Origin of the sequence: Mitsuokella sp. AF33-22 (assembly GCF_003475755.1) — a bacterium.
Classification (GTDB): domain Bacteria; phylum Bacillota; class Negativicutes; order Selenomonadales; family Selenomonadaceae; genus Mitsuokella.
In genome coordinates, this window is record NZ_QRQA01000001.1 from 62,332 (window position 1) to 84,550 (window position 22,219).

Below are 22,219 nucleotides of genomic sequence, written 5' to 3' on the forward strand. Positions count from 1 at the left end.
AGCATTGACTCAAACGCAACAAAAAAGAGGCTTCGCGTTCCGAAGCCTCTTTTGCTTGCAAGTGGCGGAGTGGAGAGGATTCGAACCTCCGCACCGGTTACCCAGCCTAACGATTTAGCAAACCGTCCTCTTCAGCCTCTTGAGTACCACTCCATATGGCGGAGAGGGTGGGATTCGAACCCACGGTGCATTGCTGCATCACCGGTTTTCAAGACCGGCTCCTTAAACCACTCGGACACCTCTCCATATGAAGTCATTATAGCAAAGAAACGGAGCATGTGTCAAATGAAGTGTTGTTTTCGTGCGTTGCCAGAGAAAAACAGAACTGCTATAATGAAGAATAGAAGAAGGAACCCGCCTGTTCGCTGTCACTGCTAGGCGGGTTTTCTGAATGCTGCGGGTCTGTGAAAGGCGTCCTCATGGGCGGCTGATTATATTGGCAGCGAATCTTATTGTTCGGGAGTGCTGAGAATGAAAATCGCGTTTTTTGATTCGGGCATCGGCGGGCTGTCTGTCCTGCATCATGCCATGCGTGTCCTGCCGCATGAGCAGTTCGTGTTCTATGCGGATGAGGATCATGTACCTTATGGCGTCAAGACGCAGGAAGAAGTGCGCGGCTTCGTGCAGGAAGCCTTTGATTTCCTGTTGACGCGTGATGTCAAGGCCATCGTCGTGGCCTGCAATACGGCGACCTCCGTAGCGGTCAAGGATATGCGCCGCCGCTACGATATCCCCATCATCGGCATGGAGCCGGCTGCCAAGAAAGCACTCGATCTCGATGGCGAGCATCGCGTGCTCGTGACGGCCACGCCAATCACGGTCAAGGGAAAGAAGATGAAGGTCCTGATTGACCGTGTGGACAAGGAACATCTCGTGGACCTTTTGCCGCTGCCGCGGCTCGTGGAGTTCGCGGAACGCGAGGAATTTGAGTCGCAGGCCGTGACGGATTATCTGCAGCAGGAGTTCTCGGCATTTGACCTTGCTGAGTATTCGGCACTTGTCCTCGGCTGCACGCATTTCAACTATTTCAAGGACACGATGCGCCGTCTCATGCCGCCGGCCATGCATTTCGTTGACGGCAATGCCGGTACGGTGCGGGAGCTCGTGCGCCGTCTCAAGGAGCGTCATGCCCTTGAGGATCTGCCGCAGACGATTGAGTATTATTATTCGGGCCGCCTCGTCAGGGAAGAAGCGGAGCTGCAGCGCATCGGCCGCTACCTGAAGCGGCTCGACAAGGTCTACGAGCTCAATTGATTCTTGACTTTCCATGGCTTTTGTTCTACCCTATACATTGTATTTCTAATCAAGAAACCTGCATGAGGAGGGATGGCCGTGTCAGTGATTACGGAACATCATGTCAACTTCTACGATACGGACGCCATGGCGGTTGTACATCATGCCAACTACATTCGCTGGTTTGAGACGGGCCGCGTTGAATATCTGCGCAAATACGGGATTACCCTGGGAGAGATGATGGAAGACGGATACGTTTTCCCCATCACCGAGGTGCGGGCGAAGTACGTTTCGCCGGGCCGCTTCGATGATGTCGTCCAGATTGAGACGACGGCCAAGGCTCTGACGCGCGCGAAGATGGCGTTCTCTTACCGCGTCTTTAACAAGAAGACAGGGGTCCTCATGGTAACGGGCTTCACGCAGAACGTCTTTACCCATAGCGATACGGGCAAGATCACGCGCCTGCCGGAGAAGTATTACCGCAAGCTCCAGCAGGCCATGGCGGAAGAACAGCAGGCTCTGGCAGCTGCAGAGGAAAAAGACTGAGGAGGAAGTAACGTGACGGTATTATATGTAATCATTGGCCTCATCGTGGCCGCAGTCATCGTGGCAAAGCTTTATCTTTGCGCGGTCGGCAAGGAAAAGGTTGTTGTGAAGACGGATGCTCCGTTTGTCGTGGAATCCCAGACGGACGACAGCATTGTCATCTCCAAGAAACTGACCTTTGTCAATGAGGGCAAGCAGTGTGCGACGATCATGGATGCCATGGTACGTCCGCAGCTGCCGTATGAGCAGTACGACGGCATCGAGGCACGCGGCAAGGCTGAGCGCGAAGGGGAGCCCCGCGAGGACGATTATTTCGAGGCCGTGCTCATTCAGAAGCTCGGCGACCGCAACCATGAGGACAAGCTCAACATCTTTGCCAAGGTCAAACTGACGCCGCGCAAGGGCCTGAGCCTCAAGGAAGCGCTTTCTCATATGGTCGACTTGCCGATGGATGTCATCTGGATGGAAACAGGCCGCACGCCGTGGCATTACACGAAGGTACGCCTGACTCTGCCGGCTGAAGAGATTGCCAAGCTCGCCGGTGTCGAGCTCGTTAAGGATTGAGGACTGAGGGAGGAATTATCATCATGGCAGAAGCAAAACTTGATTTGATCCCGGTCCCGACGCGCATCCTGACCGAGAAAGACGATATCGTCGACAGCATTGAACGCTATACGAAGGGCAAGATTGGCCCTGACGACCTCCTGTGCACGGCAGAGAGCGTCGTTGCCATCACGCAGGGCCGCTTCGTGCGCCCGGAGGATCTCAAGATCACGCGCGTCGCACAGTTCTGCTGCCGCTTCATCCCGGATTACGGCAGCCTGGCTTCGCCGCATGGCATGCAGTCCCTGATGGATGTCGAAGGCAAATGGCGCGTGGCCTTTGCGCTGTTCGCGGGCTTCCTCGGCAAGCTCGTCGGCCAGAGCGGCCTCTTCTACAAATGGGGCGGCGAGCAGACGGCGCTCATCGATGATGTCACGGGTACGATGCCGCCGTTCGATAAATGCATCGTCTACGGCCCGAAGGATCCGAATGAAGTCGTCAAGAAGATCCAGCAGCGTCTCGGCTGTTTCGGCGCGATGATTGCCGATGTCAATGATCTCAAGCGCTCGCGCGTGGTCGGTGTGACGGATAAGGTCGATGGCCAGATGGCAGCAAAGCTGCTCATTGACAACCCGTTCGGCAATGCCAGCCAGAAGACGCCGATCTGCATCATCAAGAACTATCGCCAGTATCAGGAGAGCAAATCCGGCAAATAAGCGTTGATTTTATGGAAGCCCTCCCCCTTGCGGGGGAAGGCTCTTTTCTTTGGAGGGTGAAGACATGGCAAGAATTGACAGAAGGCAGGCCGGTGACCTGCGGCCGTATGAGATTCATCGCCATTTCCAGAAGTATCCGGCGGGCTCGGTGCTCATTGAGATGGGGAATACCAAGGTCATTTGCGCGGCTTCCATCGAGGACCGCGTGCCCTTTTTCCTGCGCGGCACGGGAGAGGGCTGGATTGCGGCAGAGTATTCTCTGCTGCCGAGTGCGACGAGCACGCGCACGCAGCGCGAAGCCGTCAGGGGACGCCAGTCCGGCCGGACGCAGGAGATTGAGCGCCTGATTGGCCGCAGTCTGCGTTCCGTCGTCGATACGAAAGCTCTCGGTGAGCGCACCATCCAGATTGACTGCGATGTCATCCAGGCGGATGGGGGCACGCGCACGGCTTCGATTACCGGTGCCTTTGTCGCGCTGGTCGAGGCATGTGCGTCCTTTTATGAGAAGGGGAATATCTTTCCCGTCAAGGATTTTCTGGCCGCGATCAGCGTGGGCATCAGCCACGAGGAAGAGCCGATTCTCGATCTTTGCTATGAGGAGGATTCGCAGGCCATCGTCGACATGAATGTCGTCATGACGGGAGACGGCCGTTTCGTCGAAGTGCAGGGGACGGGCGAGGGCCGTCCGTTCAGCCATGAGGAGCTCAGCAGCCTCCTGGCGCTTGGCGAGAGCGGCTGCCGGGAACTCATTTCGTATCAGAAGGATGTGCTGGGCGGGGAACTCGTCTGGCTGGTCGGCCGGGAAGGATGAGAAAAGCATGAAGAAAATCGTTTTGGCAACCAAAAATCCGGGCAAGGTGCGCGAATTGCGCGCGGCGCTTGCGCATCTGCCGGTAGAAGTCGTTTCGCTGGCAGATTTTGGCGAGCTGCCGGATGCGGTGGAAAACGGTCGGACCTTCGGTGAGAATGCCAGGATCAAGGCATGTTTCTATCGGGAAAAAACCGGCTGCGACTGCCTGGCGGACGATTCGGGCCTGGAGGTCAAAGTCCTTTTAGGGGCGCCAGGTGTCCATTCGGCGCGCTTCGCCGGCTTCCATGCCGATGACGCGACGAACAACGCGAAGCTCAGGGAGGAACTGCGTGCACACGGCGTCACGTGCTCGCCTGCCGATTACCGCTGCGTCCTGTCCTTTGCCGGTCTTGACGGCACGGAGTACGAGACGGAAGGATGCTGCGAGGGCAAGGTCGCGCTCGAGCCAAAGGGGGAAAATGGCTTTGGCTATGATCCGTATTTCTACACGGCCGATTATCCGGGCCGCACGATGGCGGAGCTGACGATTGAGGAAAAGGATTGCATCAGTCATCGCGGCAAGGCTTTGCGCGCTATGGTCCGCAAGTTGGAGGAGTATCTGAAATGAAAGTAGGAATCGTGAGCGACAGCCATGGCAATACGCGTGCCATCGATGCGATGCTCGCCCATCCCGCTGCACAGGGCGTCAGGCTCTGGTTCCACGCAGGCGATGTGGTACCCGATGCGGAGTACCTGGCGATGATGACGGATACCGAAGTCGTACGTGTCGCCGGCAATTGTGACTGGCCGGATGAGCGCGTCAGGGATGATGAGGTCCGGGATGTGGAAGGCCATCGCATCTTCCTGACGCATGGTCATATCTACGGCGTGCGCTATACGACGCGGATGCTGCGCGAACAGGCGGAGGCCTGCGGCGCGGACATCGCCATCTACGGGCATACGCATGTGGCGGAACTTTCCCCAGGGGAGCTCACCGTACTGAATCCCGGCAGCGTCGCGCGCCCGCGCGATGCCGCGACGGGGTCGTTCGCGGTCATGGAACTCGTGCCGGGGAAGCGTCCCGCTGTCCGTCTCGTGCGTTTTTCCGCAGAGAACACCATAAATGGCGTATATGTCAACACGATACAATAAGCCGAATCAAGAAAAGTTTTAACAAAATATATAAGCGAATCGAAAAAAGTCCTGTGTGAAAGCAGGATTTTTTTTTGCAGATGGCCAATATATGTAAATGTATATAATAGTAATTTCGTGTCCTGAGTGGGCAGGAAAAAGTGAATGGAATTCACTATTTTCAAGGGTTTGCGGGCATTCAATAATGCTTGAAAGCCGCTATAAAATGTGTTATCATGAATCACAGATGTGTGATAAGTCGTATTTATGGGAGGGATTACTTTGCGAGAACTCGACGCAAAACAGATCACGGAAACCGTTGCACAGATGTGCAAGGAAGCTGCCTACTATCTTCCGAAGGACGTCTATGAAGGCCTGAAGAAAGGCCGCGAGACGGAGAAGTCCCCGGTAGGCCAGGCCGTGCTCGACCAGATCATCAAGAACGCAGAAATCGCACGCGATGAAGATCGCCCGTACTGCCAGGACACCGGCATGACGATTGTCTTCCTCGAAGTCGGCCAGGATCTTCACATCGTCGGCGGTGACCTCGAAGAGGCTGTCAACGATGGTATCGCCAAGGGCTACACGGAAGGCTACCTGAGAAAGTCAGTCGTGGCAGAGCCGATTTTCAATCGCGTCAACACGAAGAACAACACGCCGGGCGTCATCTACACGAAGATCGTTCCGGGCGACAAGCTCAAGATCACGGTTGAGCCGAAAGGCTTTGGTTCTGAGAACAAGGGCGGCATCAAGATGCTCGTTCCGGCTGATGGCGTCGAAGGTGTCAAGAAAGCCGTTATGGAGATCATCCTCCATGCCAGCATGAATCCTTGCCCGCCGATGGTTGTCGGCATTGGTATCGGCGGTACGATGGACCGCGCCGCTGTCATGAGCAAGATTGCGCTGACGCGCTCGATCGATTCGCATAACCCGATGCCGGAGTATGCAAAGCTCGAAGACGAACTCCTCGAACTCATCAATGAAACGGGTATTGGACCGCAGCTCGGCGGCACGACGTCCTGCATCGGCGTCAACATCGAGTGGGGTCCGACGCATATCGCTGGCCTGCCGGTGGCTGTTACGATCTGCTGCCATGCATGCCGCCATGCACAGCGCGTACTTTGATTCGTTCCATAAGCTGAGCAGAAATCATCAGGAGGAGAGATAATCATGGCAGAACCTATTCGTATCCATACCCCATTTACGGAAGAAGATTCCCGTAAGCTCAAGATCGGCGACAGCGTGCTCATCACGGGTGAGATTTACGCAGCCCGCGATGCCGCACACAAGAAGATGTGCGAAGCGCTTGCCAATGGCGAGAAGCTGCCGATTGACTGGCACAACAAGATGGTTTATTACCTCGGACCTACGCCGGCAAAGCCGGGTGACCCGATTGGCTCCTGCGGTCCGACGACTTCTGGCCGCATGGATGCATACACGCCGACGATGCTCGATCAGGGCATCAAGGGAATGATTGGCAAAGGCTCCCGTTCCAAGGAAGTCGTTGAATCCATGAAGAAGAATGGCGTCACGTACTTTGCTGCTGTTGGTGGCGCTGCGGCGCTCATCGCAAAATCCGTCAAGAAATACGAAGTCCTCGCTTACCCGGAACTCGGCCCTGAGGCACTGGCACGCCTGACGGTCGAAGACTTCCCAGCAATTGTTGTCATCGACTGCCAGGGGAACAACCTCTACGATGTCAACCAGGAGAAGTATCGTACCCTGAAGGGTTACTGATAAAAGTTGGGAGGAAGGAAGTTCTTGAGAGGCTCGCTCAAGGCTTCTTTCCTTTTTTCCACGAATCAACAGGAGGTATAGAATGTTTCACACAACTTTTTATCTGCGCCGTCTGCATTCCTTAGTCGGCTTGCTGGCAATCGGCCTTTTCCTCTTCGAGCATATCATCACGAATGCTCGTGCACTTGGTGGTGCTGAGTCGCTCAATGGCGCTCTTGCCATGATGGAGCTCATTCCGCATCCGATTTTCCTCGGCCTGGAAATCTTTGGCGTTGCTCTGCCAATCCTCTTCCATGCCATCTATGGTATCTATATCGCACTGCAGGCCAAGAACAACCCGGGCCGCTATGGCTATGTCCGCAACTGGCAGTTTGCACTCCAGCGCTGGACGGCATGGTTCCTCGTCGTATTCCTCATCTGGCATGTATTCTATCTGCGCATCTTCACGAAAGCCATCTCCGGTACGCCGATTTCCTATGAGCTCCTGCAGTCCTACTTCACGGGCAGCCCGCTCGTAGCCGTGCTCTACACGATCGGCATGTTCGCTGCAATCTTCCATTTCTGCAATGGTATCACGACCTTCTGCATGACTTGGGGCATTGCCAAAGGCCCGCGCGTTCAGTTCGTCATCAACGTCCTGAGCATGTGCCTCTGCGCACTTCTCTGCCTGGTAACGGTCGCTTTCATGGCCAGCTACTACGTCATGTAAGACCTCGATACGCTGTGTAAGAAAAGGAGAATATCAATGGCTAAGAAACCAGAAAATAAGATTATCGTCGTAGGCGGCGGCCTTTCGGGCCTCATGGCTACGCTGAAGATCTGCGAAGGCGGCGGAAAAGTAGACCTCTTTTCCTATTGCCCGGTAAAGCGTTCCCATTCCCTCTGCGCCCAGGGCGGCATCAACGCCTGCATGGATACGAAGGGTGAGCACGATTCCATCTATGAGCATTTCGATGATACGGTATACGGCGGCGACTTCCTCGCTGACCAGCTCGCAGTAAAGGGCATGGTCGAGGCTGCTCCGAAGCTCATCAAGATGTTCGACCGCATGGGCGTGCCGTTCACGCGTACGGCAGAAGGCGTGCTTGACCTCCGTAACTTCGGTGGCCAGAAGAACAAGCGCACGGTCTTCGCCGGCTCCACGACGGGCCAGCAGCTCCTCTATGCTCTCGACGAGCAGGTTCGCCGTTGGGAAGTAAAGGGCGGCGTCAAGAAGTATGAGTTCTGGGAATTCATCAAGATTATCAAGAACAAAGATGGTGTCTGCCGCGGTATCGTTGCGCAGAACATGAATTCCAACGAGATCGTTTCGTTCCCGGCTGATGTCGTCATCCTCGCTACGGGCGGCCCTGGCCAGGTGTACGGCCGCTGCACGGCTTCGACGATCTGCAATGGCTCCGCTGTCTCCGCTGTTTACCAGCAGGGTGCTGAGCTCGGCAATCCGGAGTTCCTCCAGATCCATCCGACGGCCATCCCGGGTTCCGATAAGAACCGCCTGATGTCCGAGGCTTGCCGCGGTGAAGGCGGCCGCGTCTGGGTTTACCGCAAGAACCCGCAGACGGGCGAGAAAGAGCGCTGGTACTTCCTCGAGGATATGTATCCGGCATACGGCAACCTCGTACCGCGTGACGTTGCATCGCGCGCCATTTACAAGGTCGTTGTCCACATGGGCCTCGGCATGCACAACCCGAACCGTGTTTACCTCGACCTCTCGCACATCCCGGCTGACTACCTCGAGCGCAAGCTCGGCGGCATCCTCGAGATGTACAGCGACTTCATGGGTCAGGATCCGCGCAAGGTCCCGATGGAAATTTTCCCGTCGATCCATTACTCGATGGGCGGTATCTGGGTCGATCGCGAGCATCACACGAACATCCCGGGCCTGCTGGCTTCCGGCGAGTGCGATTACCAGTACCATGGCGCAAACCGCCTCGGTGCAAACTCGCTGCTGTCGGCAACGTATTCGGGCACGATCTCTGGTCCGGAATCCCTGCGCCTCGCACGTAGCGGCAAGCTCGGCGCTGCTCTTACGGACGAAGAGCTCGAGGCAGCACGTCAGGAGTGCGTAGCAGAGTTCGACAAGATCCGCAACATGAATGGTACGGAAAATGCGCATAAGCTCCATCACGAGCTCGGCGATATCATGTACAAATACGTTTCCATTGAGCGCGATAACAACGGCCTCAAGGAATGCGTCAAGGAACTCAAGGAGATCCTCAAGCGCTGGGACAACATCGGCGTCACGGATCATGGCACGTGGGCAAACCAGGAAGCCATGTTCGTTCGTCAGCTGCGCAACATGATCATCTATGCGATGGCCATCACGCAGTCCGCTCTGCAGCGTGACGAGAGCCGCGGTGCTCATGCGAAGATCGTCCTGAAGTCCGACTACGACAAGATGGACGATCAGCTCAAGGAAGCCCTCACGAAGAAGTACGGCAAGTTCCACTTCGATGCTGAGACGGGCCGTGGCACGACGGATGACGGCAACGACGACCTCGTGTTCTTCGAGCGTAACGATAAAGAGTTCATGCGTACGACCATCGTCACGTTCGACCAGGAGAAGGAAGAGCCGGTTGTTTCCTACCGTGAATTCGAACACTCTCTTATCAAGCCGCGTCTGCGTAACTATGCCGTAGCTAAGAAAGAGTAAGAGGGAGGACAAATAGAAATGGCAGAACAGAAAAAAGTCAGAATCATCGTCGAGCGCCAGGACGGCCCGAAAGAGAAGCCGTACAACCAGGAGTTCGAAGTAGACTATCGTCCGGGCCTCAACATCGTTGCAGCCCTGATGGAAATCCAGAAGAACCCGGTGACCGTCGACGGCAAGAAAGTCGCTCCGGTAACTTGGGAGTGCAACTGCCTCGAGAAGGTCTGCGGCGCCTGCATGATGGTCATCAATGGCAAGGCACGCCAGGCTTGCTGCACGCTCGTTGATACGCTCAAGCAGCCGATTCACCTGCAGCCGGCACGCACGTTCCCGGTTATCCGCGACCTGCTCATCGACCGCTCCGTCATGTTCGAGAGCCTCAAGCGCATCCATGGCTGGGTCGAAGTCGATGGTACCTGGGAAGTCAAGGATGCTCCAATCCAGAATCCGTACACGGCTCAGACGGCTTACGAGATTTCGCACTGCATGACCTGCGGCTGCTGCCTCGAAGCCTGCCCGAACGTTGGCCCGCAGTCCGACTTCATCGGACCGGCTCCGACGGTACAGGCTTATCTCTTCAACCTCCATCCGCTCGGAAAGTTCGACGCTCCGAAGCGCCTGAACGCCTTGATGGAGAAGGGCGGCATCACGAGTTGCGGCAACAGCCAGAACTGTGTCGAGGCTTGCCCGAAGAACATCAAGCTGACGACGTATCTCGCACAGCTTAACCGCGATGTCAACAAGCAGGCACTGCGCAACATCTTCGACAAATAATCTCTGACGACTTGGTCACATCTGGGGACTGCCCTGCAGAGCATAGCTTTGCAGGGCAGTCCTTTTGCATTGCTTGATTATTTTTGATGGATTCGCTATGATAGTAGTAATATACTGTGTAGGAATAGTGAAGATACGGAGGGAATTTCATTGTCACGCGATAAATCCCAGGAAGACATCACGCTTTTAGGCAAGAAAAATGTCAAATACCATTACGATTACTGCCCGGAAATCCTTGAGACGTTCGAGAACCGTCATCCGGATAACGATTACTGGGTCAAGTTCAATTGCCCTGAGTTCACGGCACTTTGCCCCATCACGGGACAGCCGGATTATGCGACCATCTACATCTCGTATGTCCCGGGAAAGAAGATGGTTGAGAGCAAATCCCTGAAGCTTTACCTCGTGAGCTTCCGCAACCATGGCGATTTCCATGAGGATGTCGTCAATGTCATCATGAAGGATCTCATTGCGCTCATGGATCCGAAATACATCGAGGTCTGGGGCAAGTTCCTGCCGCGCGGCGGCATTTCCATCGATCCCTACGCCAATTACGGCCGTCCGGGCACGAAGTATGAGAAGCTGGCCGAGCACCGTTTCATGGAACATGACCTCGTCGCCATGGACAAGGTCGATAACCGCTGATAATGCAAGGGATGAAGGGATGAAGGAATGAAACGTCAAAAGCGCATTGCGCTGGTGAATGATATCACGGGGTTCGGCCGCTGCTCGGTGACCGTGGAGCTGCCGCTCATCTCGGCCATGAAGATTCAGGCGTGTCCGCTGCCGACGGCTATCCTGTCCGTCCACACGGGATTCCCGGATCATTATCTCGATGATTATACGGCCCGCATGAAACCGTATATGGAGAGCTGGCAGCGCAACCATCTGGATTTTGATGGCATCTGCACGGGATTTCTGGGCTCTGCCGAACAAATTGCCATCGTGCTGGATTTCATCCGGCGCTTCAAGAAAGATGGCACGCGCGTCATGGTCGATCCGGTCATGGGCGATTACGGCAGGCTTTATCCTTCGTATACGCAGGAGATGTGCGACAAGATGCGCAGCCTGCTGCAGGTGGCTGACCTCGTGACGCCGAATCTTACGGAAGCCTGCCAGCTGCTCGATATCCCGTATCCGGAGAATGGGGAAGTGAGCGATGAAGAACTCCAGCAGATGGCTTCGTCTCTGGCTGCACGCGGGCCGCGGCAGATCGTCATCACGGGACTTCACGAAGCGGACACCATCAAGAATTTTCTCTACGAGGATGGCAGGACGGCCATCATCCGGTCGGAAAAGATCGGCGGCGACCGCTCCGGCAGCGGCGATGCCTTCGCGGCCATTGTCGCTGCCAGCCTGATCCGCGGCGAAGCACTCGAGCCGGCCGTACAGCGTGCAGCGGATTTCATCAGCCGCTGTCTTGCCTACGCCGTAGAGCTCGATTTGCCGTGGAATTACGGTCTGCCATTTGAAGAATACCTGACAGAACTGCATTGAGCCGTTTTGTCTGCAGAAAGCAACAAGAAGATAGGTGGTAATGAAGATGATTGTTTATGCAACGCATGCCGGCGGCAAATACCTGCCGCTCGAGGAATCCCTGCGCGTCCAGCCGGAGGGCAGACGCAATCTCTATGTCAATATCACGAACCGCTGCAATTGCGCCTGCACCTTCTGCCTGCGCACGATGAAGCATATGGCGGAGCAGTCCACGCTCTGGCTCAAACGCGAACCGGCCGTGGCTGAAGTGGAGCGGGCTTTGGATGAAGTTCCCTGGGAGTACATCAAGGAAGTTGTCTTTTGCGGCTTCGGTGAGCCGACGATGCGGCTTGATGATCTGCTGACTCTTTTGCACTATGTCAAGAAGACGCACCCTGATCTGCCGACGCGCCTCAACACCAATGGTCTTGGTGAGCTTGAGAACGGACGCGTCTTTGCCGCTGATTTCAAAGGAATCCTCGATACGGTTTCCATCAGCCTCAACGCTTCCAATGCACAGCGCTATTACGAGCTCACGCGGGCGAAGTTTGGCGAGAAGTCGTATGAGGCGATGCTGACATTTGCCGAGCATTGCAAGCCGTATGTGCCGCATGTCGTTCTGACCATTGTCGACCATGTCGAGGGTCCCGATGAGATTGCAAGATGCAAGGCAATCTGTGAGCAGCGCGGCCTGACATTGCGCGTGCGTCCCTATGAAGATTCCTGATGCGGGGAAATGGCAATAAAAAAGCGGCTCGTATTCTCTCTGTAATACGAGCCGCTTTATATGTAGATTACCATAGATATTTGTGATCCTTCTCTTTTTCAATATTCTGTTGTCGACCTGTAAAATTTCTTCGCGATTAGAAATTCTACCAATATCTCATGCTCAGCTGAAACAACTGTGATGTCAAATCACCTTGTTGTAAAATCGTGTACACATCTGGTTCATCTTCGGAACGTTACCGATAACGATAGGAGATACCGACTACCACTCTCGATGGAACGTAGATGAAACTCGTTTACTTACCCAGGGTTGCTTTCCTTCAGTCCATCGCGCTGACGTTGCGCTCCAAACTTCCACTGGCATCGAGCACGACTGGCGGCCCCTGGCCATCATTACGTGCATACCCCGCCGTTGCGGATATTCTTGTACTTCAACAATGCGCTTGCTAGTCAGGATGGAAAGAAGTCTTGCGATACATAATCTTCAATAACCACCCACATCCTTTCGTGTAAGGTTTTGAAGAGAGCCTCTTTCGGCAGGACAGGCACCGTACCTCATTTCGACCTCCAGGACTACTCTGCGGTGGTCTGCATATCCATCTCCTCTTTACACTTATATTATAGCATTACTATCAGATAATTGCAATACTTCTGATATAATTTTGAGGAGAATTTTCTTTGCCGCAGGATGGACAGAAACGATTCTGCACAAATTGCGGATCGAGGGAGATGGATTTAGGAAAAATATAAGATTCTGTCGTATTTTGTAGTATAATGGAAGTAATACCAAAGGGAAAGAAGGGCCTGTCCTATGAAACATCTGATCATCGTGCGAGGAGGCGGTGAGATTGCCAGCGGCATCATCCATTGCCTGCACTGTGCCGGTTTCCGCGTACTCGTGCTCGAACAGAAAAAGCCGACGGCCACGCGCCGCAAGGTATCGTTTTCCGATGCCATGTACCGTGGCGAAGCCGAGGTGGAGCGCGTGACCTGCTATCGCGCCAAGACGCTGCCGGAAGCGGCGAAGCGTCTCAAGAAAGGCGAAGTCATCATGATGGCCGACCCCGAGGCCAAGTGCGTGGCCGAGCTGCACCCGGATGTGCTGGTCGATGCCATTCTGAACCATCAGTCTACGGGAACAAACAAGGGGATGGCGACACATACGATTGCTCTGGGGCCTGGCTTCTGTGCCGGACGCGATGTCGATGTGGTCGTAGAGACGGGCCGCGGGCACAACCTCGGCCGCCTGATCTATGAAGGCTACTCGTCAAAGGATCCTGACCATGGGAATGGCACGGTCGATGCGTCGCCGAATCTCGATCATCTGGTCTTTTCGCCGGCTGATGGCCGCATCGAGGTCCTGCGTACGATTTCTCTCGTGGTCAAGAAGGGAGAGCCAATCGCGCATCTTCATACGAAGGAGGGCAAGACAATCGAGATCGAAGCGACGATTGACGGCGTGCTGCGTGGCATCATCTACGATGGTGTGAAAGTGGCTGCCGGGCAGAAGATCGCGGATATCCATCCGACGATGGGACAGGAAGAATGCTATACGATATCGGACAAGGCCCGCTGCATCGGCGGCTCCGTACTCGAGGCGGTCATGGCCTGGCAGAGCAAGAAGCCGAAACATCGCTTCTTCTGAGGTTCTGGCCATTGCGGCAGGAGCTGAGACAGCGGCCTGGAAAGGAGCGTCATGACTCGGTTTTCCTTATGGCAGCCGCTGCTGGATTTCTTGTTTCCTCCGCATTGCCCACTCTGTCATGCGTACGTGGAGACGCGCGGTTCGTGGTGTCCGGCTTGCCTGAAACGGGCTGGCGGCGTACACCGGTTGGTTTTGCCGGCTCCCTTAAAAGGAATCGTCCGTTCTGCCTGGGCGCTTGGCGTCTATCGCGGCGGCCTGCGCAGCCTGGTCCATGATCTCAAATACCGGCGCCGGCGCAGTGCACTGCCGTATATCGATACGTATCTTTGTCATGTGCAGCAGGACATTCATCTGCCGCCTGACCTTGAGGCTGCGGTGCCTGTGCCGCTGCATGCGGCGCGGGAACGGGAACGCGGCTTCAATCAGGTGGAGGCTATATTTGATCGATTCCTGACTGCCAGGAATCTGCCATCTGAGCGCCTGCTGCGACGGCAGTCCGCCACCCGTCCTCTCTATGCGCTGCAGCCTCACGAGCGGCGCCGTGTCCTGCAGCATGCCTTCGTGCCTGAGCCGGGGGCTGCGATTGCCGGGCGTCATCTCCTGCTGCTTGACGATATCCTGACGACAGGGACGACGATGGCAGCCTGTGCCCGGGTGCTCCATGAGGCAGGAGCCGCTTCCGTTGACGTACTTGTGTTTGCAAGCGACTTTGGGAGATTAAATTGTCGTTAATGATTGTAAAATTGTATACAATTGATGTATAATAGAGGAATCTTACGCGAGTTTTTTGTTGGAGCCAATATGGCGAAGGTACAAGGGGGCATTCGATTGAAGATGAATGGTGCTCAGGCCGTCCTTACGAGCCTGAAGAAAGAAGGCGTGGATATGGTCTTCGGGTATCCCGGAGGCGCTGTGCTCACGTTATACGATGCGGTCTATAAGATGAATTTCCCGCATACGCTGACGCGTCACGAACAGGGCGCTGTCCATGCGGCTGACGGCTATGCGCGCGCGACGGGCAAAGTCGGCGTGGTCTTTGCCACGTCGGGCCCTGGTGCAACGAACCTCATCACGGGTATTGCAACGGCCTGCACGGATTCGGTACCACTCGTCTGCATCACGGGACAGGTCGGCAATGCCTCCATCGGCAAGGATTCCTTCCAGGAGGCGGATATCTGCGGCATCACGACGCCCATCACGAAACACAATTACCTCGTCAAGGATGTACACAATCTGCCGCGCATTATAAAGGAAGCGTTCTACATTGCCCGCACGGGCCGTCCGGGCCCAGTCGTCATCGATATTGCCAAGGATGTCTTCGATGCGAAGTTTGACTACGAATATCCGGAATCGGTTCATCTGCGCGGCTACAAGGGCGAGTGCGCCGGCAGGGAAGAGGACATCGATGACGTCATCGCAGCTTTGCGCAAGGCAAAGAAACCGCTGGTCTTCACGGGCGGCGGCGTGACGATCTCCAATACGTCAGAAGATCTCTGCGCCATCATCGAGCGCCTGGGCGTGCCTTCGACGGCGACGCTGCTGGGTATCGGCACGATCCCGGCTGATATGAAAGGCTATCTGGAATTTGCCGGCATGCATGGCTCGTATGCGGCAAACATGGCCATCCAGCAGTGCGATCTCTTGCTCTGCGTCGGCATGCGCTTCAGCGACCGCGTGACGGGCAAGGTTTCGGAGTTTGCCCCGCATGCCAAGATCGTTCATTTCGACATCGATCCGGCGGAAATCAACAAGAATGTGACGGCGGATATCAGCGTGATCGGCGATCTCAGCTGGGCACTGCCGCTCCTGCGCAGCAAGCTCGAAGCGTCAGAGGATGATTTCCCGGCCCGCTATGCACCGTGGCTGGCCCATGCTATCGAGATGACGGGCGAGCACCCCTTCGGCTATCAGGAGGAAGGCGACCTCATCAAGCCGGGGGCCGTGATTGAGAAGATCAGCCAGCTGTCGGACAAGGACACGATTGCCGTTACCGACGTTGGCCAGCATCAGATGTGGGCTGCGCAGTTCTTCAAGGTCTACAAGCCGCGTCATTTCCTGACCTCCGGCGGCCAGGGCACGATGGGCTACGGCCTGCCAGCTGCCATGGGCGCCAAGGTCGGCTGCCCGCAGAGCCGCGTCATCCTCTTCTCGGGTGACGGCAGCATCATGATGAACTGCCAGGAGTTTGCGACGATTGCCGATGAGGGGATCGACGTCAAGGTCGTCGTGATCCATAACTCCATCCTCGGCATGGTAGGCCAGTGGCAGCGCCTGTTCTACAATCATCATTATTCCCATTCGGAACTCAAGGGCAAGACGGATCTTGTGAAGCTGGCTGAAGCGATGGGCGTCAAGGGATATCGCCTGACGAAGAAGCAGGAGCTCACGACGCGTCTGCCGGAGATCCTCGCACAGCCGGGGCCTGTCCTCATCGACGTGCTCGTGCCGGAAGAGGAGAATGTCCTGCCAATGGTACCGGGCGGCAAGCGCCTGGATCAGATGGTGCTCGGCAATCTTTGAGGAACCGTTGTGTCATGGCGCCGGGTGACGCCATGGCTGCCATAGAAAGGGGTTTTATGATGAAAAAATATCTGCTGGCCGTCCTCGTCGACGATAAGCCGGGAGTTCTGACACATGTATCGGGACTCATCAGCCGCAGAGCATTCAATATCGAAAGCATTTCGGCCGGTTATACGGAAGATGCGGATGTCACGCGCATCAATATTGTGGTTTCGGTAGAATCGGAGAATGAGCTCTACCAGGTCATCAATCAGCTCAGCAAGCTCATCGATGTCATCAAGATCGTCAATCTCAGCGAGGCGGATTCCATTGAGCGCGAGCTCGTGCTCATCAAGGTTGCCGCGACGCGTGAGAATCGCGCGGACATCATCAATGTGGTCAACATCTTCCGTGCCAACATCGTCGATGTGACGCCGCAGGATGTCGTCATTGAACTGACGGGTGCACAGAATAAGATCGATGCACTCTGTGATGTCATGAAGGAGTACGGCATCATCGAGATTGCCCGCACAGGAGCTATCGCGATTTCCCGCGGTCCGGTCCCCGTCAAGGACATGTGAACACGCTGGTGTGGAAGCGTTACAATCCCTGCTGTGGCTTGCTTCAGCAGGGATTTTTTAACGGTCTTCTTTTTTGACAATGATAACCAGTCGTGTTATTATGGAAAAGAAACAGGGAGTGCAGTCCCCAAAAATATGGGTAATAAGCAGTCTGCTTATTATATATACGATGATATGTGAAGGAGGATGGATGAGATGTTCCAGAAGACAGATTTTTGGATTGGTCTTGCCGTTGGTGCAGTAGCCGGTATCTTCGGCTATCGCTTCATGCAGGAGCGCGAGCAGCAGATGGCCGCTCTTCAGCCGGCCGCTCCGGCTGGCGAAGTTCCCCTTGCTGAGCTTCAGCGTCAGAAGGAAGAACTGGAAGACCTGATTGCGGCTCAGGAAGCCAAGAAAAACTGATTGTTTCGCATGAGACAAGGGAGACTGCCAGCTTTGCGGCAGTCTCTTTCTGTACATGCCATTGTGGTTTTAGGGAGGAAATACGATTGAATTTCATGGGAAATCTGCAGATTCCTACGAATACCCTGGATTTATTCATCCGCTCGGTCGAGATCTCATCTTATCTGCCGGGCCGTGTGCGTCTTCACAGCAAGAAGCTCATCGGCAATCCCGGCCTGGAACAGCAGGTGCAGCAGCAGCTCGGTGCATTCCGGGAAATTGAGCGCGTGGAGACGAACACGGTGACGGGCTCCATCCTCATCTATTATGTGCCTGAGATTCTGCGCACGAACCGTGATTTGCGCAAAGTTGAAGAATATATCATGACACATGCGAGGAGGAGGTAAGCCATGTCTTATGTATCTGGTTTCATGATGGGCGCCGCCATTGGCAAGAGCATCCGTCAGATGCTGGGAGGTCGTCAGTCAGGAGCTCGTGCGCCGCGCGTTTCGGCACGCCGGGCACATTTTTCCCGTCCGGTGCGCAGTAAGGCTGTGCCGGACGGGCTCGAGCTCGTTTCCGCTTTGCCGGGCCGCCGGCGTTACCGGGCTGCTGTCATTTCCGCAGGACTGGCGAGTATCCTCGAGGAAAATCTTTCACGCCTGGATTTTGTCAGGAGCGTAGAGGTCAATGCCTTAAGCGGCAGCATCCTGTTCTGCTTCGAGGAGGCGGATGCACTGAAGATTGAAGGCCTGGCAGCCTGGCTGCGTGATCATATCTTTGGGCACAGGGGCAGCGCAGATACAGAAGACCGGCTGCCAGATGAGTCGCACGCGGGCAGTGTCACGCGCAGCATCCGCGGCTCGGCCCGCGCTTTTTCCGCCTGGATCAAGCACAGCACGGGCGGCTTGTTTGACATGAGTTCTCTGGCCTCCCTGCTGTTTGGCCTGCGCGGCCTGCGCAAGATGATTATGACACAGACTTCGCCATCAGGCGCGCAGATGCTCTGGTGGGCCTTGTCACTGATGAGAGGCTGGCGAACGGTATAATGTACGGAAGTTGTTATTTTAATCTGCAGGCCAGCCTGCCGCGCGAAGAGCGCGCAAGGCTGGCGGCAGCCATACGCCGCTACCGCATGGTCAAGGCCGTGACGGTAGCGGAGCGGCGCATTCAGATCTGGTATCAGGGACGCCTGCCGGTACGGGAAATCCAGCGCCTGGCCATCGAGACGGTCGAACGCGTCAGGGAAGCAGCCATCAAACCGGCTGACCGCCTCGCGGAGTACCGCCGTGATGCCTTGTTCTCGCTCGCGAGCTTTGCCGGCATGGAAGTCCTGCGCCGCACGCAGCCGCAGCTCTTCCTGAGCCTCAAGGTCGTCAGGAGCCTGCTCGTGCTCGGTATTGCCCGCAAGTTCATCCAGAATGGCGTACAGGGCATGGTCAAGGATCATCAGCCCAATGCTGATACACTGACGGCGACGGCTGTCATCGCTTCGGTACTGGCCGGCAAGCCGGAATCGAGCCTGACGCTGCTTGCCATTTCCAACGGTGCGGAAATGCTGACGAGCTACGCGGCAGAACGCGCGCGCAGCCATATTTCCGGCCTGCTCTCGCTCGATCAGCGCTACGTATGGCTCGTCGATGGAGAGGTCGAGCGCAAGGTACCCGTCGAAGAGGTCAAAGCTGGCGATGTCATCGCCGCGCATACCGGTGAGAAGATCGTCATCGATGGCCGCGTCATCTCCGGCGATGCCGCCATCAATCAGGCATCGATCACAGGTGAGTCCAATCCGGCCATGAAGCACAAGGGCTCGCCCGTATATGCGGGCTCCGTCGTCGAAGCCGGTGAGCTCGTCATTGCCGTGGAGAAGGTCGGCAAGGATACGAGCCTCGCGCACATCGTCCATCTCGTCGAGGAAGCGCAGACGCGCAAGGCGCCGGTGCAGAACTTTGCCGACCAGATGGCCAATTTCCTTGTGCCGGTGTCGTTCCTCGGTGCAGCCATCGTTTATGGCGCGACGCGGGACTGGCAGCGCGTCCTGAATCTCCTGTTCATCGACTTTTCCTGCGGTCTCAAGCTTTCGACAGCCACGGCCATCTCGGCGGCCATCGGCGCAGCCGCGAAGCGCGGCATTCTCGTCAAGGGCGGCAACTACATCGAGGCCCTGGCCGAGACGGATACCGTTGTGCTCGACAAGACGGGCACGCTGACGGTGGGCGTGCCGCAGATTTCCTTTGTCAAGACCGCGCAGGGCGTCACGGAGAAGGAGACGGTCCTGCTCGCCGCTTCGGCAGAGCTGCATTCCGTTCATCCTCTGGCCGTTGCCATTCAGAAATACGTCAAGGAGAAGGACTGGGAGACGCCGCATCATAAGACTTCGAAGACCATTGTGGCGCGCGGCATGCAGGCGGAAGTGCCCGATTTTGAAGGCTTCCACGGCGGTGTGGTCCGCGTGGGCAGCAAGAAATTCCTTGCCGAGCATGGCATCACGGATCCCGAAACGCTCGATGCGGGACTCACGAGCAAGAATCTCCTCTACGTGGCTCGCGATGAACAGCTCATCGGCGTCATCGGCATCGAGGATCCGATTCGTCCCAAGATGAAGAAGACGCTCAATCAGATGCGCCGCTACGGCATTGATGAAATCGTCATGCTCACGGGTGACAGCAAGCCGGTCGCACAGGAAGTGGCCCGCAGCATGGACATCGATTCCTATTATGCGGAAATCCTGCCGGAGGATAAATCCGATTATGTCAACAAGCTCAAGCAGCACGGCACGGTCATGATGGTCGGCGATGGCATCAACGATGCGCCGGCGCTGGCCTTTGCCGACGTCGGCGTGTCGCTCGGCGGCCGCCAGACGGATATCGCCGCGGAGTCTTCGGCTGTCACGATTCATTCGGAGGACCCGTCGAGACTCATGGAGGCTCTGCAGCTCGGCCGCCGCACGATGGATCTCGTGCATCAGAACTTCATGGCGACGATCCTCGTCAACAGTGCGGCGATGCTCCTCGGAGCACTCGGACGCATCAATCCCTTGTGGGCAGCCGTCATCCACAACACGGCTACACTGGCTGTCGTGCTCAACAGCTGCCGCATCCTGCAGCCCGAGCAGCGCACCTTTGTTCGCCGCAAGCGCCGTTGATTCTCTTCATTCTCAAATCATGATTTTTTGGACAGGCTGTTTGCCGCGCGTGTGTTCCACGCGGCAGACGGCCTGCTTTTTTGCGTTGTTTGACGCGATGGTTATTGTTTCTAATTCAGCGGAATTTTTACACAATAAAAAAATTACTTGCACTTTATGATAATAACAAGTATACTGTATTTATAGACGTTCTTTTTCTTAGCATTTTCTGCTTATAGGGAAGCGGACATCTGAAGTTTATTTCTATTTTTAGTAAGGGGATTATCTTATGGAATACCAAGACAAGACACTCACGTGCAAAGAATGTGGTAAAGAATTCATCTTCACCGCTGGTGAGCAGGAATTTTATGCTGAGAAAGGCTTTGAGAACGAACCAGCACGCTGCCGTGATTGCCGCGACAAGCGCCGCCGCAGCCGTGAGGGCGGTGAGCAGCGCAAGATGTACAAGGTCGTCTGCGCAGACTGCGGCAAGGAAACGGAGGTTCCGTTCGAGCCGAAGAACGATCGTCCGGTATACTGCCGCGACTGCTTCAACAAGAGACGCGCACAGTAATCGCATAAAGAAAGACAGGAACCGCAGGGATCTCTCTTGCGATTCTTTATGCAGCATGCTATAATAAACATGCATATGAGCAATGAAGCCCGGGAATGCGTTTCCGGGCTTTCTTTTGTGAAAGGCGATTATTTTGAGAGAGAGGGATTTTGTATGAAGATGAAAAAATTACTGGCTCTCGCAGCTGCCTGTGTCTTCGCTGTTACGGCATTTGCCGGCTGCGGCGGCAATGGCGGGAGCTCCAGCAGCAGTTCCAGCGCGAAGGTCCTGAAAGTTGGTTCTTCCATCGACTTCGCTCCATTCGAGTTCCAGGATGAAGGCCAGAAGGAATACCAGGGCTTCGATATGGATCTCATCCGTGCCGTCGGCAAGGAGATGGGCTACGATGTCGAGATTCAGAACATCGGCTTTGATGGCCTGATCCCGGCCCTGCAGGCCAAGAACATCGATGTCATCATTTCCGGCATGACGATCAACGATGAGCGCAAGGAAAACGTACTCTTCTCGGATCCCTATTATCAGTCCGGCCTGACGATGGTTGTCCGCGCCGATGAGCAGGGCATCAAGAGCTTCCAGGACCTCAAGGGCCACAAGGTTGCGGTCCAGATCGGCACGACGAGTGCTGAGGCCGTCAAGAAGCTCGGCGGCGTCGAGGTCAAGGAGCTCAACACGCCGGCTGACTGCTTCATGGAACTCAAGGCCAATGGCGTCGATGCTGTCGTCAACGACCGTCCGGTCAATGATTACTACATCACCAAGAGCGGTGAGACGGGTGTCAAGGCTCTGCCGGAGCGCCTGACGGCTGAGGATTACGGCATTGCCCTCGCCAAGGACAATACGGAACTCCAGACGAAGATCAACGACGCACTCAAGAAGCTCAAGGAGAACGGCGAGTACGACAAGATCTATGCAAAATGGTTCGGTGAGCAGAAATAATCACGAATCCTGCATAAAAAACACCAAGCCTGATGGCTTGGTGTTTTTCTTTCTATATAAAATATGCGTTGACAGGCCATACGACAGGAAATATAATTAAGTACAGGTTTTTTCTTTTTTCGTTGAATAAATATAACTCGAAATGGTAAGGTGAGAG

The 22,219-nt window shown here is 55.6% G+C and carries 25 protein-coding genes and 2 tRNA genes; 25 read left to right on the forward strand and 2 right to left on the reverse strand.

The genetic code is table 11. The annotated features are described in order from the left end of the window. Positions 1–62 precede the first annotated feature (62 nt). Positions 63–153: transfer RNA gene (locus tag DWZ54_RS00370), tRNA-Ser, on the reverse strand. Between the two features lie 3 nt (positions 154–156). After that, positions 157–245 (reverse strand) — tRNA-Ser (locus DWZ54_RS00375). 226 nt (positions 246–471) lie between these two features. Here DWZ54_RS00375 and murI point away from each other — a divergent pair. The 25 genes from murI (at position 472) to DWZ54_RS00500 (ending at position 22,062) form a co-directional block, all read left to right on the forward strand. Beyond that, positions 472–1,254: a glutamate racemase gene (murI, locus tag DWZ54_RS00380; RefSeq protein WP_118474051.1), complete on the forward strand. Its 783-nt coding sequence runs from the start codon at positions 472–474 to the stop codon at positions 1,252–1,254. Between the two features lie 78 nt (positions 1,255–1,332). Next, positions 1,333–1,779: an acyl-CoA thioesterase gene (locus DWZ54_RS00385; protein WP_369974333.1), complete on the forward strand. Its 447-nt coding sequence runs from the start codon at positions 1,333–1,335 to the stop codon at positions 1,777–1,779. A gap of 12 nt (positions 1,780–1,791) precedes the next feature. Next, on the forward strand, positions 1,792–2,343 hold the full coding sequence (locus tag DWZ54_RS00390; RefSeq protein ID WP_118474052.1) for a hypothetical protein: 552 nt from the start codon (positions 1,792–1,794) through the stop codon (positions 2,341–2,343). Positions 2,344–2,366: 23 nt separating this feature from the next. Then, complete coding sequence (locus DWZ54_RS00395; RefSeq protein ID WP_118015228.1) at positions 2,367–3,038, forward strand: F420-0:Gamma-glutamyl ligase; 672 nt, start codon at positions 2,367–2,369, stop codon at positions 3,036–3,038. A 64-nt stretch (positions 3,039–3,102) separates the two neighbouring features. Continuing rightward, positions 3,103–3,849 (forward strand): ribonuclease PH, encoded by a 747-nt coding sequence (rph, locus tag DWZ54_RS00400; RefSeq protein ID WP_118474053.1) that lies wholly within the window; start codon positions 3,103–3,105, stop codon positions 3,847–3,849. Between the two features lie 7 nt (positions 3,850–3,856). Continuing rightward, a complete protein-coding gene (gene rdgB / locus DWZ54_RS00405) occupies positions 3,857–4,456 on the forward strand; it encodes an RdgB/HAM1 family non-canonical purine NTP pyrophosphatase (protein ID WP_118474054.1) in 600 nt (199 codons plus the stop codon). Beyond that, a complete protein-coding gene (locus DWZ54_RS00410; RefSeq protein ID WP_118474055.1) occupies positions 4,453–4,980 on the forward strand; it encodes a metallophosphoesterase in 528 nt (175 codons plus the stop codon). The genes rdgB and DWZ54_RS00410 overlap by 4 nt, the downstream gene beginning before the upstream one ends. A gap of 261 nt (positions 4,981–5,241) precedes the next feature. Next, on the forward strand, positions 5,242–6,084 hold the full coding sequence (locus tag DWZ54_RS00415; RefSeq protein ID WP_118015224.1) for a fumarate hydratase: 843 nt from the start codon (positions 5,242–5,244) through the stop codon (positions 6,082–6,084). A 45-nt stretch (positions 6,085–6,129) separates the two neighbouring features. Continuing rightward, complete coding sequence (locus tag DWZ54_RS00420; protein ID WP_118015223.1) at positions 6,130–6,696, forward strand: Fe-S-containing hydro-lyase; 567 nt, start codon at positions 6,130–6,132, stop codon at positions 6,694–6,696. An 82-nt stretch (positions 6,697–6,778) separates the two neighbouring features. After that, on the forward strand, positions 6,779–7,405 hold the full coding sequence (locus DWZ54_RS00425; protein ID WP_118015222.1) for a succinate dehydrogenase: 627 nt from the start codon (positions 6,779–6,781) through the stop codon (positions 7,403–7,405). 36 nt (positions 7,406–7,441) lie between these two features. Then, positions 7,442–9,349, forward strand: a complete 1,908-nt coding sequence (gene sdhA, locus DWZ54_RS00430) for a succinate dehydrogenase flavoprotein subunit (RefSeq protein ID WP_118015221.1) — start codon at positions 7,442–7,444, stop codon at positions 9,347–9,349. Between the two features lie 18 nt (positions 9,350–9,367). Next, positions 9,368–10,120, forward strand: a complete 753-nt coding sequence (sdhB, locus tag DWZ54_RS00435; protein WP_118015220.1) for a succinate dehydrogenase iron-sulfur subunit — start codon at positions 9,368–9,370, stop codon at positions 10,118–10,120. A gap of 150 nt (positions 10,121–10,270) precedes the next feature. Continuing rightward, positions 10,271–10,765, forward strand: coding sequence for a preQ(1) synthase (gene queF, locus DWZ54_RS00440; RefSeq protein WP_118015219.1), 495 nt, complete (start codon positions 10,271–10,273; stop codon positions 10,763–10,765). A 27-nt stretch (positions 10,766–10,792) separates the two neighbouring features. Continuing rightward, positions 10,793–11,617 carry a pyridoxamine kinase gene (locus tag DWZ54_RS00445; protein ID WP_118474056.1) on the forward strand — a complete coding sequence of 275 codons (825 nt, stop codon included), beginning with the start codon at positions 10,793–10,795 and terminating at the stop codon, positions 11,615–11,617. Positions 11,618–11,663: 46 nt separating this feature from the next. Further along, positions 11,664–12,323 (forward strand): TatD family nuclease-associated radical SAM protein, encoded by a 660-nt coding sequence (locus DWZ54_RS00450; protein WP_118474172.1) that lies wholly within the window; start codon positions 11,664–11,666, stop codon positions 12,321–12,323. 810 nt (positions 12,324–13,133) lie between these two features. Next, the gene (gene yqeB, locus DWZ54_RS00455) at positions 13,134–13,967 is read left to right on the forward strand and encodes a selenium-dependent molybdenum cofactor biosynthesis protein YqeB (protein WP_118474057.1); all 834 of its coding nucleotides are present in this window, start codon (positions 13,134–13,136) and stop codon (positions 13,965–13,967) included. Positions 13,968–14,018: 51 nt separating this feature from the next. Further along, complete coding sequence (locus DWZ54_RS00460) at positions 14,019–14,699, forward strand: ComF family protein (RefSeq protein WP_118474058.1); 681 nt, start codon at positions 14,019–14,021, stop codon at positions 14,697–14,699. A gap of 102 nt (positions 14,700–14,801) precedes the next feature. After that, positions 14,802–16,487: a biosynthetic-type acetolactate synthase large subunit gene (ilvB, locus tag DWZ54_RS00465; RefSeq protein WP_118474173.1), complete on the forward strand. Its 1,686-nt coding sequence runs from the start codon at positions 14,802–14,804 to the stop codon at positions 16,485–16,487. Between the two features lie 59 nt (positions 16,488–16,546). Further along, the gene (gene ilvN / locus DWZ54_RS00470) at positions 16,547–17,047 is read left to right on the forward strand and encodes an acetolactate synthase small subunit (RefSeq protein ID WP_118015254.1); all 501 of its coding nucleotides are present in this window, start codon (positions 16,547–16,549) and stop codon (positions 17,045–17,047) included. Positions 17,048–17,242: 195 nt separating this feature from the next. Beyond that, positions 17,243–17,449 (forward strand): 50S ribosomal protein L9, encoded by a 207-nt coding sequence (locus DWZ54_RS00475; RefSeq protein ID WP_118474059.1) that lies wholly within the window; start codon positions 17,243–17,245, stop codon positions 17,447–17,449. Positions 17,450–17,544: 95 nt separating this feature from the next. Next, a complete protein-coding gene (locus DWZ54_RS00480) occupies positions 17,545–17,835 on the forward strand; it encodes an HMA2 domain-containing protein (RefSeq protein ID WP_118474174.1) in 291 nt (96 codons plus the stop codon). Between the two features lie 3 nt (positions 17,836–17,838). Then, positions 17,839–18,477, forward strand: coding sequence for an HMA2 domain-containing protein (locus tag DWZ54_RS00485; protein ID WP_118474060.1), 639 nt, complete (start codon positions 17,839–17,841; stop codon positions 18,475–18,477). Continuing rightward, positions 18,477–20,573, forward strand: coding sequence for a cation-translocating P-type ATPase (locus DWZ54_RS00490; RefSeq protein ID WP_118474061.1), 2,097 nt, complete (start codon positions 18,477–18,479; stop codon positions 20,571–20,573). Before DWZ54_RS00485 ends, DWZ54_RS00490 begins: the two co-directional genes overlap by 1 nt. A 268-nt stretch (positions 20,574–20,841) precedes the next feature. Further along, positions 20,842–21,126 (forward strand): zinc-ribbon domain containing protein, encoded by a 285-nt coding sequence (locus DWZ54_RS00495; RefSeq protein WP_118015212.1) that lies wholly within the window; start codon positions 20,842–20,844, stop codon positions 21,124–21,126. Between the two features lie 153 nt (positions 21,127–21,279). Further along, positions 21,280–22,062, forward strand: a complete 783-nt coding sequence (locus tag DWZ54_RS00500; RefSeq protein ID WP_118015211.1) for a basic amino acid ABC transporter substrate-binding protein — start codon at positions 21,280–21,282, stop codon at positions 22,060–22,062. Positions 22,063–22,219 lie beyond the last annotated feature (157 nt).